Consider the following 13,714-nt stretch of genomic DNA (forward strand, 5'->3'; position numbering starts at 1 on the left):
CCTCCGCGCCGCTGCGCACCCAGCCGCGCGGGCCCGCGCGGCGCCCGCGGCGCTGACGACGTCCGCAGCCCGGCGCCCCGCCGATAGGCTCGCTCGATGCGTCGTCTCGTCCCCCTCTCCCTGGTCCTGCTGCTCGCCACGGGCGGGGCCACCGCGCAGGCCGCCGACACCGGGGCGCCACGCCTGGCCCGCGGCGGGGCGACGTTGACCGCCGCGCACCCCGGTACGACGGTCGCCTCGTTCCTCTCGGGACGCCCGCTCGACGTCACGGTGCTCTACCGCCGGCGCACCGCGGCCCGCACGGTGCGGCTCGCGGCCCGGTTCGGGCCGCGCGGCGGGCGCTGCCCGCGCCGGCCGTCCGCGGCCGACCGACGGCGGCTGCGCGCCACCGGAGGCGTCGGTTCGACTTTCACCGCAAGCGGCCGGGCGCGGTTCGCCGCGGGGAAGAACGTCGTGTGCGTCTGGCCGCAGGAGGGCTCGGGCGGGTACCGCCGGCCCATCCGGCTGCGCGAGTCGTTCAGGCCGTCGCTCTTCGCCGCGACGGCGGTCGAGGGCACAAACGGCCCGGCGGCCGGCTCGGGCGCCGTCGTGCAGTCGTCCTCGCCCGTCTCGGGGACCTACACCCGGGTGACCCTGGGTACCGGCGACGGCTGCGGCGAGCGCACGGGTCCCGCCAGCGCGATGAAGAGCGCCGGGCTGCACACGGTCAACGTCGCGGGCTACACGGGGTCGGCGTGCACGGGCTTCCGCCTCGAGGTCTCCGGCCGGGCCGGGTCGGCCACCGTCGCGGTCGGCCAGACCGCCGTCGGTACGCCGACCCGGGTCGTCCAGCACGTCGGTGCCTGCAACCCCTCCGTTCTCGGCCTCCTGCCCGTCACCCGGCAAGAGGCCGCGCGCTTCTTGGCGGGCGCCGGTTGCCGGCTCGGGCGGCTCATCCGAGGCCGGAAGGAGGGCACCCAGGACCCGGTGCCGTCCCGTGCGCTCTTCCGGGCCACGTACCGCGGCCTCGACGTCGCGGCCGCGCCGCGAGGGGCGACGGTCGACGCGTTCGTCGACGACCTCCGCTGAGGCCGGACCGGATCGGCGCTCGCACCGGTCCCGCGGCGGCGGGGTCCTCTCAGGGCGTTCGCGCGCACGTGCGCGGCACCCGGGCGTCGCCGAGCGCCGGTTCCGTAGTCCGCCGCGGGAGTCGCGCGGGAGGCGACGGACCCGTGCGCCGCGCGCGCCACTAGCCTCGGCCGCATGCAGCGCGAGCGAGTTCCGGAGGGCACCGTCCAGGACGTGCTCGATCACGTGGTGCCCTACGGCGACGTGATCACCGGCATGGCCAACGGCGAGGCGGTCGAGGCCCTCGACCTGCTCGAGCGCGAGCACGAGCGGCTCACCGACGTGCGCGTCTTCCAGATGCACGCGCTCCGCCCGCGGCTCTACATCGACGGGCGCTGCGGGGACCACCTGCGCCACGTCAGCCTGTTCCTCTCCCCCGCCACCCGTGCCGCGTGCTGGAGCGGGGCCTGCGACCTGCTGGCCTCGGACTTCTCGAACGTCCCGCGCGCGCTGCGCCGCCACACGAACCTCTCCCTGATCGTCGCCGCGGCGAGTCCGCCGGACGCCGACGGCTGGTGCACGCTGGGCACGAACGCCGAGTACGTCGCGCCGCTCCGGGGCGAGGCCCCGTTGGTGCTCGAGGTCAACGAGCGGATGCCGCGCACCCACGGCAACCACCGCGTGCACCTCTCGGAGGTGGCCGCGTGGTACCGGACGGACCGCCCGCTCGTCGCCCTGGAGCCCGCGCGCCCGGACGACCGCGACCGCGCCATCGGCGCGTTCGTCGCGGACCGGATCCAGCACGGGGCGACGCTGCAGATCGGCATCGGGTCCGTCCCCGAGGCCGTGCTCGACGCCCTCTCCGGCCACCGCGACCTGGGCGTGCACACCGAGCTGTTCTCGGACGGGCTCATGCAGCTCGTCGAGCGCGGCGTGGTGACCGGGGGCGAGAAGCGCCAGCACCCCGGCGTTGCCGTGGCGACGTTCGCCCTGGGCAGCCAGCGGCTCTACGACTGGCTCGACGACAACCCCGCGGTGGAGCTCCACCCCGTCGACTGGGTCAACGATCCGCGGACGATCGCCACGGAGCGCCGCATGGTGTCCGTCAACGCCACCACCGAGGTGGACTTCTTCGGGCAGTGCGCCTCGGAGACGATGGCCGGCCGGCTCTGGTCCGGCAGCGGCGGCCAGGCGGATTTCGCGCGCGGCGCCATCGCGTCGTCCGAGGGCGAGGCCTTCGTGGTCCTGCACTCCACGACCTCCGACGGTCGCTCCCGCATCCGCCCCACGCTGACCGACGGGTCGATCGTGACGACGAGCAAGAACGACGTCGACCACGTCGTCACCGAATGGGGCGTGGCGACCCTGCGCGGCCGGACCGTCGCCGAGCGCACCCGCGCCCTGATCGCGGTGGCCCACCCCTCGCACCGCGAGTGGCTGAAGGAGGAGGCGGAGGGGCGCGGGGCCCTCGGGCCCCGTCCGGTCGCGGCGGGCTAGTCCGGCTGGCGAGCGACCAATCGCCACCGCTGGCGGCGCGTGGTGGGGCCGTGCGAGTCCGTCGAGGCCGGGCGTCCGCTGAGCGCGCTTCGCCCGCGTTCCGGGGCGGAGCGCGGTTCGCGGCGCCCGTGTGATGCTCCGCGCGTGGAACGCCCGCCCCGTGACGAGTCCGACCCCGACGCCCGGTTCTCCGTGGCATGGATTGCCCTCGCGCTCGCAGCAGTGTCCCTCGCGATCACCGCGTCGGGCGGCGGCACGCGCGGGACGCTCGCACTCGCCGCACTCGCGCTCATGGCCTGCGCGGGCGGCTGGGAGTTGCTGCGCCGGCGGCGTCCCTGAGGGCTCGCCCGTCCGGGCGCTCCGGGGGGCTGCGGCCGCTGCCGCGGCGGGTCACTCCTCCGACGAGGTGCCCGCGGCCCCGGGGTCAGAGTCCGTCGGTGCCCTCGCGACCGGCCGTCTCCTCCGCCGTGGGGGCACCGGACGCGCCGGCGCGGGTGGCGCCGGACCCGCTGCCGGGCGTCGTGGCGACGGCCGGCGTCACCGTCTCGCCCGCGGCGTGCGGGTGCTTCCCGGCGCCGTGGCCGTCGTCGTCATGCTTGTGGAAGAACCGGAGCACGATCGCCGTGATGATGCCGCCGACGATCAGGCCGAGGACGGCCGAGGCGGCCGTGTTCGTCAGCCAGGCGCCGACGCCGCCGAACCCGCCGAGGGCGTCGTGGACGTCCTCCTCCCAGTGGTGCACGTGGTCGTAGAGCCAGGAGGCGCCGAGGTCCTTCAGGCCCACGAGGAGGATGTGGCCGCCGACCCAGAGCATCGCGGCGATGCCGACGGTCGACAGCACCGAGAGGACGATCGGCATCGCGCGGACGAGGCCGCGACCGAACGACGCCACGCCGCCCGCGCCGCTGCGGGCCAGGCGCAGACCGATGTCGTCCATCTTCACGATCAGCGCCACGGTGCCGTAGACGACCGCCGTGATGAGGAACGCAACCGCGATCAGGATCAGCAGGCGCGAGACGAACGGCTCGTTCGAGACCTCGTTCAGCGAGATCACCATGATCTCGGCCGAGAGGATGAAGTCCGTGCGGATGGCGCCGCTCGTGAGCGTCTTCTCGTCGGCGGGCGGCGCGGTCGCCGCGGCCGCCTTGTGCTCGTGACGGTTCGGGCCCACGGCCTCCCACAGCTTCTCCGCGCCCTCGAAGCAGAGGTAGCAGCCGCCCACCATGAGGATCGGCGTCAGCAGCCAGTCCACGAACTGGCTGAGCAGCATGATGACCGGCAGGATGAAGAGGATCTTGTTGCGCAGCGAGCCCAGCGCGATCCGCCGGATCATGGGCAGCTCGCGCTCCGGCTTGATCCCCTGCACGTAGCGCGGCGTGACGGCCGTGTCGTCGACGACGACGCCCACCGCCTTCACGCTCGCGCGGCCCGCGCCGGCGGCGACGTCGTCGACGGACGCGGCGGCGGCGCGCGCGAGGACGGAGATGTCGTCCAGGAGGGCGGCGAGACCGGCGCTCATCGGGCCGCCCCCTCGCCGGTGGTCGGGCGGGACGAGGCGGCTGGCCGGTCAAGCGGTCCGTCGGTCATGCGGGGACCGTAGACAACGGCGGGCGATCAGGACGCACGACCGTCGTCATCCCGCCCGAACGTTGGACGTGGCGCGCCGCCGCTCGCCGCAGTGGGGCACGCCTGCCAGCCCCCGAGCGGTCGCCGCGCGACGGGGGTCGGTGCGGCGTGTGCCGCGGCGCCATCTTCAAGTCGGCGGCGGGAGGGACCGACGGATCCAGGCCATGTAGCCCACCACCAGCAACAGCAGCGCGAGCGCCACAAACGCGGGCAGCGCAAGGCCGGCGGCGTCGTCGGCGACGAACAGCGTCGCGACGTACCACCCCACTGCGGAGAACTGGAGCAGGCCGAGTCCCACGAAGGTGACGGCCCGCCCCCGCGGGAGGTCGGCGACGACGATCGGCGCGCGCCGCTTGTCCGGATCGGGGGGGCCGTAGGTGACGACGACGGCGATGAGGGCCGTGAGACCGATGGCCACCTCCGTCGGCGCCCGCAGGTTCATCGAGACCACGAGCGCGATCAGGAGCACGCGGAAGGCCGCGCGGTAGAGGCGGAAGGCCGCGCGGTCGGACACGGCGGCGAGTCTCCCGCATCGGCCATGTCCGATCCAGCCGCGCGATCCCGGACGGCCCGCCAAGACCGGACGGCCCGCGGGCCCCGGGGACGCCGGTCGCCGCGCGCGCTACCGCCCTCCGGGTCCCCGCGCCGCCCCCGCAGCCCCCCGGAGCTCGAGCACCTCCCCCGCCCGGTCCGCCACCAGCGCCGCGATCGCCAGGGCCGACGTGGCCGCCGGCGAGGGTGCGTTGCGCACGTGCAGCGCCCCCGGTCGCTCGTCGAACACGAAGTCGTCGACCAGGCGCCCGTCGCGGGAGACGGCCTGCGCCCGGATCCCCGCCCAGCCGTCCGTCACGTCCTCCACCGTCAGCTCGGGCACGTAGCGGGCGGCGCTCGCCACGAACGCCCGGCGGCTGACCGCCGTGGCCAACTCCGCGATCCCGGTCCGCCAGAACCGCCGGGCCAGGCGCCACGTCCCGGGCCAGCGGAGCGTCGCGCCCAGGTCGCGGCGGCGGACCCGCCCGATCCCGTAGGCGTCGCGCGCGCCGACGAGGAGGGCGGTCGGGCCGAGCAGCACGTCACCGGACACGTGCCTGGTCAGATGGACGCCGAGGAACGGCAGGTCCGGATTCGGCACGGGGTAGATCAACCCGCGGACGAGCCCCGTCGCCTCGGGGCGCAGGCGCAGGTAGGCGCCGCGGAACGGCACGATCCGCGGGTCCGGCGAACCGCCGTCGGCGACCGCCAGCCGGTCGGCCCACGCCCCGGCGCAGCCGACCAGCCCGCGCGTGACGATGGGTCCCTGCGGCGTCTGCAGCACCCGCAGGTCGCCCCGGCGGCCGACGCCGGTGACGGCGCGCCCCAGGAGCACGTCACCGCCGGCCGCCCGCACGTCGTCCGCGAGCGCCCGGGCGACCGCGGCGAAGTCGACGATCCCGGTGTTCGGCGAGTGCAGCGCCGCGACACCCGTGCAGTGCGGCTCGATCTCGCGCATGCGCTCCGGCCCGACGCGCTCGAAGGTCACACCGTTGGCGCGCGAGCGGCGCTCGAGCTCGTCGAGGCGTGGCAGCTCGGACGCGTCGACGGCGACGACGAGCTTGCCGACCCGCTCCGTCGGAATGCCCCGCTCCGCGCAGTAGGCGTACATCCGGCGGGCGCCCTCGACGCACAGGCGAGCCTTCAGCGATCCGGGCGCGTAGTACACCCCCGCGTGGATCACGCCGCTGTTGTGACCCGTCTGGTGGCCGGCCACCTCGTCCGCCCCGTCGACGACCGCGACCCGCAGGTCCGGTCGGCGGGTCCGGAGCTCGCGGGCCGTCGCCAGCCCGACGATCCCGGCGCCGACGACCGTGACGTCGTAGTCGGCGCGGGCCGCTCCGGGGCCGCGGAGGTCGTCCGAGTCGCCGGTCATCCGCGCGAGCGTAGCCCGCACCGATCCGCGCCGCCGGGCCGCTGCGAGACCGCGGGGCGGCCCCACCCCCACCGGGCACAGTGCCGCTCGACGTCGCGGCCGCCACACACGATCGGTTCGCGTCGCGGCCGATCGCGGTGGAAGAGTCCCCGCACGTCGCGCCTGTTCCCGATGCTGTCGTGCGCGGATCTCCCACGCTCGCTGGCGTTCTACGGTGGGCTGCTCGGCGACGTCGAGACCTACCGGTTCCCGACGACGGCGAGCCGGCGTTCCTCAGCCTGCTCACGCAGGCCGCGGCCGGTCAGACGAAGGGACTCGGTCGGTCCTCCGTGCGGACCGCCTCCCCGCCGGGGGCCTCCTCGTCCCCGTCGACCTCGCCGTCCTCGCCGTCCTCCGGGGACGTCAGGGCCAGGCCGTCCTCGTCCACGGCCTCGCCGTCCACGGTCTCCGGCGGGTCGACGTTGCCCAGGCCGGCGCACTCCTCGCACGTCACCCAGCGCGGGCGCGCGGGCGGCTCGTGCACGACGACCTCGCGGGCGCCGAGGCACGCGGGGCACAGCCGGTGGCCGCGGGCCAGGTGGGCCTGGCGGCGGAACTCGTCCTCGGAGCAGGCGCAGTCACGGTCCAGCGGCAGGTGCGCGCACCGGGCGGACTGGTGCGCCGCGTACGCGAGCGCCGCGCGCGAGAGGTCGCGGACGAGGATCTCGTCGGTCAACGCACGACGGCGACGGCCGGGGCGAACGCCGGGCCGAGGCGGGGATCGAAGGGTGAGCGGGGGATCGACACGAGTGGCCGCCCGAGCGGGCGGCGATGAAGGGCACGGGGCCACGATGGGCGACCGCCGACGAGCGGGGTCTCACCGTCTATCGCCCGCACCGCCGCGGACTTGAGGGTCCGAAGGGGCGGCGGCGGCCGACCGCCCGGGCGGGCGGGCGGGACCGCAGCCGACCGCGCCGGCGCGGTCGGTGCGCGCGCTCAGGCCATCGTGGCCACGAGCACGGCCTTGATGGTGTGCAGGCGGTTCTCGGCCTGGTCGAAGACGACGCTGGCGGGCGAGCGGAAGACCTCGTCCGTCACCTCGAGGCCGTCGTGCATGCCGGTGGCCTCGGCCATCTGCGCGCCGACGACGGTCTTCGAGTCGTGGAACGCGGGCAGGCAGTGCATGAACCGCACGCGCGGGTTCTCCGTGCGGGCGAGCAGCTCGGCGTTGACCTGGTAGGGCGCCAGCAGGCGCGCGCGCTCCGTCCAGACGTCCTTCGGCTCGCCCATCGACACCCACACGTCGGTGTGGACGAAGTCCACGCCGCGCACGTCGGCGACGTCCTCGCTGATCGTGATCCGGGCGCCGGAGGTCTTCGCGAGCTCGCGGGCGGTGGCGATCACGTCCTCCGGCGGCCGCAGCTCGGCCGGGGTGATGAGCCGCACGTCGGCGCCGAGGATCGCGCCGGTGATGAGCAGCGAGCGGCCCATGTTGAAGCGGCCGTCACCCACGTACGCGTAGGCGATCTCGTGCGCCGGGCGGCCCGCGTGCTCCCGCATCGTCAGGACGTCGGCGAGCATCTGCGTCGGGTGCCACTCGTTCGTCAGGCCGTTGAACACCGGCACGCCCGCGTACTCCGCGAGCTCTTCGACGTGCTCCTGGCCCGAGCCGCGGTACTCGATCGCGTCGAACATCCGCCCGAGCACCTGGGCGGTGTCGGCGGTCGACTCCTTGTGGCCCATCTGCGAGCCCGTCGGATCGAGGTAGGTGACGTGCGCGCCCTGATCGTGCGCGGCGACCTCGAACGCGCAGCGGGTGCGGGTCGACGTCTTCTCGAAGATCAGGGCGATGTTCTTGCCGTTCAGGCGCGGCACCTCGGTGCCGGCGTACTTCGCGGTCTTCAGGGCCGCGGAGAGGTCGAGGAGGTAGGAGAGCTCCTCGCGGGTGAAGTCGAGCTCCTTCAGGAAGGAGCGGTTGCGCAGGTTGAACATCGGTCTCAGGCCTCGCGGGAGATGGGGCAGGTCATGCAGTGGGAGCCGCCGCGACCGCGGCCGAGCTCGGAGCCGTCGATCGTCAGGACCTCGACGCCGGCCTCCTCGAGGCGGGCGTTCGTGTCGACGTTGCGCTCGTAGGCGACCACGACGCCGGGAGCGAGGCAGACGACGTTGTTGCCGTCGTCCCACTGCTCGCGCGCCTGCTCGGGGGCGTCGCCGCCGGTCGGGACGGTGCGGATCTCTTCGACCCCCAGCGCGTCGGCCATCGCCTCGAGGATCGTGCCGGGGAAGCGCTCGACGACCGGCAGGGCCCCCTCGTCGCCGGGCTGCAGCGTCCAGACGCGGACGTCGTCGTTGACGACCTTGGGGTACAGCGTGACGACGTCCCGGTCGACCATCGTCAGCACCGTGTCGAGGTGCATGTAGGAGCGCGAGGGCGGCAGCTGGACGGCGAGCACCTTCGTCGCGACCCCCTGCTGAAACAGCGTGCGGGCGAGGATGCCCACGGACTGCGGGGTGGTGCGCTCCCCCATCCCGATCATCACGCAGCCGTTGCCGATCGTCTGGACGTCGCCGCCCTCGATCGTGCACGCTCCCCAGTCCTGCTCGACGCCGCCGAACCACACGGGCACGCCGCCGGCCTCGACGAACATCGGGTGGAAGCGGTAGATCGCCTCCATGATCGCCGTCTCGGGACGACGCGCCGCCTTCGTCATCGGGTTGAGCGTCACGCCGCCGTAGATCCAGGACGACGGGTCGCGCTGGAAGAGGAAGTTCGGCAGCGGCGGCAGCATCATGTCGTCCGGCCGCGACGAGTCGTAGAACAGGCCCGCGCCGCCCTCGAGCTCGTCCTTCGTCATGCCGCCGATGAGGAAGTTCGACAGGTCACGGGCGCTCGCGGTCGTCGCCCACTCGCGGGCGCTGCGGGCGAGGTACTGCCCGACGCGGCGCTCCTGCAGCACCTGGTCCAGCAGCCACTCCTTGCCGGCCTGCGCCTCGAGCGTCTGGAGCAGCAGGTCCTCCGCGTCGAAGACCTCGACGCCGCGGTCCTCCATCAGCCCCACGAACGCCGCGTGCTCCTCCTTCGCCTTGCGCACCCAGATCACGTCGTCGAAGAGCAGCTCCTCGGCGTTGGCGGGCGTCAGGCGCCGCTGCTCCAGCCCGGGACGGTGGACGATGACCTTGCGGAGGGTTCCGACTTCGGAGTCGACGCTGAACTTCATGGGGTGGACCTCGGTGGTGGTGAGGGATCCGGCCGGTCTGGCGCTGGCGCCGGCGGCCGAGGGGTGGGAAGAGGAGACGCTCATGCCGCGGCACCCAGGGCGACGAAGCCCAGGCAGAGCACCAGGGCGATGCCGAAGTACGGCAGCACGAAGCGCAGGTAGTGGTGGTAGTCGATGCGGGCCAGCGCGAGGCCGCCCATGATCACCGCGGACGTCGGGGTGATCAGGTTCACGAGTCCCGACGCGCTCTGGAACGCGGTGACGGAGATCGAGCGCGGCGCGGAGGCGAAGTCCGCCAGCGGCGCGAAGATCGGCATCACGAGCGCCGCGTGACCCGAGGACGACGGGACGAGGAACGCGATCGGCAGGTTGACGAGCAGCGCGACGGCGCCGAAGACGCCGCTCGAGGTGCCCGTCACGGCGCTCTCCGTCCAGTGCAGCAGCGTGTCGGTGACCGCGGAGTTCTTCATCACGACGGTGACCGCGCGGGCGACCACGATGATGAGCGCGGCGCCGAGGAAGTCGGAGGCGCCGGCGACCATCGTCGTCACCGTGCCGTTCTCGCCCAGCTTCGCGACCTGGCCGATGACGACGGCCATGACGATGAAGAGCACGCTGGCCTGGGCGAAGTAGAAGGACTCGAACGTCGGCAGCGGGAAGTCCGCGCTGAAGATCGTGGTCCAGATGTCGCCCCACGGGATGAACCCGTAGATCATCACCGCGAAGGACGTGAAGAAGAGGCCGAGCACGATCCCCTGGCGGCGCGTGAGCGGCGGGACCTCGCCGGCCACGTCGTCGGCCACCGGCAGACCGGCGGACGAGGTGCCGTCCGGGCCGAGCACGGAGCGGGACGGGTCCTTGCGCACGCGGTTGGCGTAGCGCAGGACGTAGGCGATGGCGACGCCCACGAGCACGACCCACATGGCCAGGCGCAGGAAGATCCCGTCGCCCACGCCGATGCCGGCGGCGTCAGAGGCGACCCCGGTGGCGAACGGGTTGACGGTCGACGCGATCACGCCCGAGCCGCAGCCGAGGAAGATGATCGCGGCGCCCGTCATCCGGTCGTAGCCGAGCGCGAGCGCCAGCGGCACGAGCAGCGCGAAGAACCCGAGGGTCTCCTCCCACATGCCCTCCGCGGTGCCCCCGAGGGCGAAGACGGACATCAGGACGACGATGAGGATCTGAGGACTTCGTCGGAACCGCAGCGCCAGCCGGGCGATGCCCGTCTGGATCGCCCCCGTCTTCATCGTCACGGTGATGAACGCGCCGATCGCGAGCACGAACAGGAAGATCTGCGCAGCGCCGTAGAGGCTGCCGGAGTTGTCGACGCTGACGTTGCCGCGCTCGTTCTCGATGCCGTAGAGCCCGTTCGTCGGGGCGTTCCAGAGCTTGTAGAACTGGTGCGGCACCGACTTGTCGGTCTGGATCTCGTGGTAGGTCCCCGGGACGGGCCCGCCCGTCTTCGGGTCGGTGTCGTAGGCGCCCGACGGGATGACGAACGAGAGCAGCCAGACCACGAGCAGCACGCCGGTCAGGACGGTGAACGCGGTCGGGAAGCGCCGGGGGCGCCCCTCGGGCGGGTCCTGTTGGGCGGTGGCCGGTGGTGCGGCGTCCTGCGACATGTCTGCTCCGGTTCGATGCGCGCCGGCGGGACGCGCGGCGCAGGGCGGACTCTCGCCGTCGGGGGTGCCCGGCGGAAGGGCTGTCCGCCTCACCAGGTCTGCGGGAAAACCCTGCCTGTCCTCGACCGCCGCCGGGTGACGATGCAGTGATGGACCCCTCGGCCCCCCGCCCCCTCGTCGTCGCCGCGCTCGGCGGCAACGCCCTGCTCCGCCGCGGCGCCGCCCCCAGCGCCGCCAACCAGCTCCAGGCCGCGCAGGACGCCGCCGCGATGCTCGCGCCGGTCGCGGCCGACCACCGGCTCGTCGTCACCCACGGCAACGGCCCGCAGGTCGGCCTCCTGGCGCTCAAGGAGGACGCCTACGGGGAGGGCGAGCCCTATCCGCTCGACGTGCTCGACGCCGAGACGGAGGGCCAGATCGGCTACGTCGTCGAGCTCGCGCTGGACAACGTGATCGACCACCAGGACACCGTCACCGTCGTGACCCGCGTGCTCGTCGCCGCCGACGACCCGGCGTTTCGCGCGCCGACGAAGTTCATCGGCCCGGTCTACGACGAGCAGCGCGCCCGGACGCTGGCGGACGAGCGTGGCTGGGAGGTCCGCCCGGACGGGCAGTGGTGGCGCCGGGTCGTGGCGTCCCCCGACCCGCTGGAGATCGTGCAGCTCGGCGCGATCCGCCGGCTCGTCGACGGCGGGTTCCTCGTCGTGTGCGCCGGGGGCGGCGGCGTACCCGTCGTCGCCGACGGCACGGGCCACCGCGGCGTCGAGGCCGTCATCGACAAGGACCTCGCCTCCGCGCTGCTGGCGCGCGAGCTCGGAGCCGACGTGCTCGCCCTGGCCACGGACGTCGACGCGGTGTACGTGGGCTGGGGCACGCCGGAGCAGCGGGCGGTGAGCGCGGCCACGCCACAGTGGCTGCGGGAGCAGTCCTTCGCGGGCGGCTCGATGGGCCCGAAGGTCGAGGCGGTGTGCCGGTTCGTGGAGGAGACGGGCCGGCGGGCGGCCATCGGACGGCTCGAGGACCTGGAGGGGCTCGTGGCCGGGACCCACGGCACCCAGGTGCGGCACGACGGCGACGCCGTGGAGTACGCCGCCGCGGCCGCGGTCGCCTGACCGCGGCGCGGGTCAGCGCTGCGGCCTGGCCCCGCGGCCCGGCGCCACGGATTCGTGCCGCGGGTCAGCGGGGAGCGTCGGGCGGAGCCGGCACCGCGATCCGGACCTCCCAGATCCCGTCCTGCATGCTCCGGCGCTGCGGCAGGCCCGACGCGGCGAGCATGTCGAGCATGTCGCGGTTGCCCGCCAGCACCTCCGCAACCACCTCGCGGTAGCCGGCCGCAGCGGCCTGCGCGACGAGGTCGTGCAGGAGGACGCTGCCGATCCCCCGGCGGTGATGGCCATCGGCCACCTCGAACGCGATCTCGCCCGTGTCCTCCGTCATCGGCAGGCACATCCCGTGACCCAGCACCTCCCGACCGTCGAGGGTCGTCGCGAGCAACCCGAGGCTCCGCACGCCGTCCGTCGTGGCGCCGAGGTGCGCGGCGGCGTCGATGTCGGCGCCGCCCGAGAAGAACCGGAACCACCGCGAGTCGCCCGTCACCCGCTCGAGCAGCCCGTGCAGCACCGCCTCGTCGTCGACCCCGACGTCGCGCAGGGCGATGGGCTCGCCGTCGGGCAGCGTCGTCCGGCGCATGACGGGTGGGACGCCCGGATCGGGGGCGGGCGTCACGACGCGGCCCCGGCCGCCGCGGGCGCGCTCTGGTCCGTCGTCGCGTCGGGGGCGATGCGGAAGACGGTGCGCGCCGTGCCGGCGGAGCCGTCGAGCATCGCCGCGATCGCCTCGTTGACGTCTTCGAGCGCCACCTCGGAGCGCTCGACGCGGGTGAGGCCCCGGCGGTGCAGCGCGAAGACCTCGACGAGGTCCTGGTGCGTGCCGACGATGGAGCCCTTCACGGTCAGGCCGCCGAGGACCGTCTCGAAGATCGGGAGGCCCATCTCGTTGTCGGCCGGCAGCCCGACGCAGACGAGCGTCCCGCCGCGTGCGAGCGACCCCAACGCCTGCTCGAACGCCTTCGGGCTGACGGCCGTGGCGATCGCGGCGTCCGCGCCGCCGAGGGCCTGGATCGCCGCGACCGGGTCCTGGGTGCGCGGGTTGATCGTGTGCGACGCGCCGAGCTCGCGCGCCGTCTCCAGGCGTGCGTCGTTGAGGTCGACGGCGATGACCTCGGCGCCGGTGATGCGGGCGTACTGGACGGCCATGTGGCCCAGGCCGCCCACGCCGAAGACGGCGATGCGGCTCGCGGACGTGCAGCCGGACTCCTTCACGGCCTTGTAGGTCGTCACGCCCGCGCAGGTCAGCGGTGCCGCGTCGGCCGGATCGACGCCGTCCGGGACCAGCACGACGTGGCGGGCCCATCCGACGACGTACTCCGCGAACCCGCCGTCCACGGAGTAGCCCGTGTTCTGCTGGGCCTCGCACAGCGTCTCGCGGCCGGAGTTGCAGAACCGGCAGTCCCCGCACGCGTAGCCCAGCCACGGCACCGCGACCCGCATGCCGACCTCGAGCCCGTGCGCGTTGCCCTCCCCCAGCCGCTCCACGATCCCGACGGCCTCGTGGCCGGGCACGAACGGCGGCTCCGGCTTGACCGGCCAGTCGCCGTGGGCGGCGTGGACGTCGGTGTGGCAGAGCCCCGAGGCCTCGACCCGCACGAGGACCTGCTCGGGCCCCGGTTCGGGCACGGGGACGTCCTCGACCGAGAGCGGGGCGCGGAACTGGTGGACGACGGCGGCCTTCATGGTCTGCTCCTGGGTGGGTGGCCGGCG

13 protein-coding genes are annotated in these 13,714 nt (G+C 74.1%); 4 read left to right on the forward strand and 9 right to left on the reverse strand.

From position 1 onward, the window contains the following. Positions 1-96: 96 nt before the first annotated feature. The 3 genes from F593_RS0114175 to F593_RS25395 all read left to right on the forward strand — a co-directional run bounded on the left by F593_RS0114175 (position 97) and on the right by F593_RS25395 (position 2,883). The gene (locus F593_RS0114175; RefSeq protein WP_022929410.1) at positions 97-1,068 is read left to right on the forward strand and encodes a hypothetical protein; all 972 of its coding nucleotides are present in this window, start codon (positions 97-99) and stop codon (positions 1,066-1,068) included. A gap of 174 nt (positions 1,069-1,242) precedes the next feature. Beyond that, the gene (locus F593_RS0114180) at positions 1,243-2,544 is read left to right on the forward strand and encodes an acetyl-CoA hydrolase/transferase family protein (RefSeq protein ID WP_022929411.1); all 1,302 of its coding nucleotides are present in this window, start codon (positions 1,243-1,245) and stop codon (positions 2,542-2,544) included. Positions 2,545-2,688: 144 nt separating this feature from the next. Then, positions 2,689-2,883 (forward strand): hypothetical protein, encoded by a 195-nt coding sequence (locus tag F593_RS25395; protein ID WP_022929412.1) that lies wholly within the window; start codon positions 2,689-2,691, stop codon positions 2,881-2,883. A gap of 85 nt (positions 2,884-2,968) precedes the next feature. Here F593_RS25395 and F593_RS25400 read toward each other — a convergent pair whose 3' ends face one another. The 7 genes from F593_RS25400 to F593_RS0114220 all read right to left on the reverse strand — a co-directional run bounded on the left by F593_RS25400 (position 2,969) and on the right by F593_RS0114220 (position 10,895). Next, positions 2,969-4,063 carry a DUF808 domain-containing protein gene (locus F593_RS25400; protein ID WP_022929413.1) on the reverse strand — a complete coding sequence of 365 codons (1,095 nt, stop codon included), beginning with the start codon at positions 4,061-4,063 and terminating at the stop codon, positions 2,969-2,971. A 234-nt stretch (positions 4,064-4,297) separates the two neighbouring features. Continuing rightward, positions 4,298-4,684, reverse strand: coding sequence for a hypothetical protein (locus F593_RS0114195; RefSeq protein ID WP_022929414.1), 387 nt, complete (start codon positions 4,682-4,684; stop codon positions 4,298-4,300). Between the two features lie 108 nt (positions 4,685-4,792). Next, the gene (gene lhgO, locus F593_RS25405; protein ID WP_022929415.1) at positions 4,793-6,076 is read right to left on the reverse strand and encodes an L-2-hydroxyglutarate oxidase; all 1,284 of its coding nucleotides are present in this window, start codon (positions 6,074-6,076) and stop codon (positions 4,793-4,795) included. Between the two features lie 301 nt (positions 6,077-6,377). Continuing rightward, positions 6,378-6,791, reverse strand: coding sequence for a hypothetical protein (locus F593_RS0114205; protein ID WP_022929416.1), 414 nt, complete (start codon positions 6,789-6,791; stop codon positions 6,378-6,380). A gap of 260 nt (positions 6,792-7,051) precedes the next feature. Then, positions 7,052-8,047, reverse strand: coding sequence for an ornithine carbamoyltransferase (gene argF, locus F593_RS0114210; protein WP_022929417.1), 996 nt, complete (start codon positions 8,045-8,047; stop codon positions 7,052-7,054). Positions 8,048-8,052: 5 nt separating this feature from the next. Then, complete coding sequence (locus tag F593_RS0114215; protein WP_245540808.1) at positions 8,053-9,357, reverse strand: arginine deiminase; 1,305 nt, start codon at positions 9,355-9,357, stop codon at positions 8,053-8,055. After that, complete coding sequence (locus F593_RS0114220) at positions 9,354-10,895, reverse strand: YfcC family protein (protein WP_022929419.1); 1,542 nt, start codon at positions 10,893-10,895, stop codon at positions 9,354-9,356. Before F593_RS0114220 ends, F593_RS0114215 begins: the two co-directional genes overlap by 4 nt. Positions 10,896-11,044: 149 nt before the next feature. Between F593_RS0114220 and F593_RS0114225 the strand changes: the two genes are divergently transcribed. Next, entirely contained in the window at positions 11,045-12,007 is a 963-nt protein-coding gene (locus F593_RS0114225; RefSeq protein ID WP_022929420.1) for a carbamate kinase, read from the forward strand. Between the two features lie 64 nt (positions 12,008-12,071). Here the strand turns inward: F593_RS0114225 and F593_RS0114230 are convergent, their stop codons facing one another. Together F593_RS0114230 and F593_RS0114235 are read right to left on the reverse strand one after the other, a co-directional pair. Continuing rightward, a complete protein-coding gene (locus F593_RS0114230) occupies positions 12,072-12,584 on the reverse strand; it encodes a GNAT family N-acetyltransferase (protein ID WP_157251822.1) in 513 nt (170 codons plus the stop codon). Between the two features lie 32 nt (positions 12,585-12,616). After that, positions 12,617-13,687, reverse strand: coding sequence for a zinc-dependent alcohol dehydrogenase (locus F593_RS0114235; RefSeq protein WP_022929422.1), 1,071 nt, complete (start codon positions 13,685-13,687; stop codon positions 12,617-12,619). Positions 13,688-13,714 lie beyond the last annotated feature (27 nt).

Origin of the sequence: Patulibacter americanus DSM 16676, from assembly GCF_000420025.1 — a bacterium.
Taxonomy (GTDB): domain Bacteria; phylum Actinomycetota; class Thermoleophilia; order Solirubrobacterales; family Solirubrobacteraceae; genus Patulibacter; species Patulibacter americanus.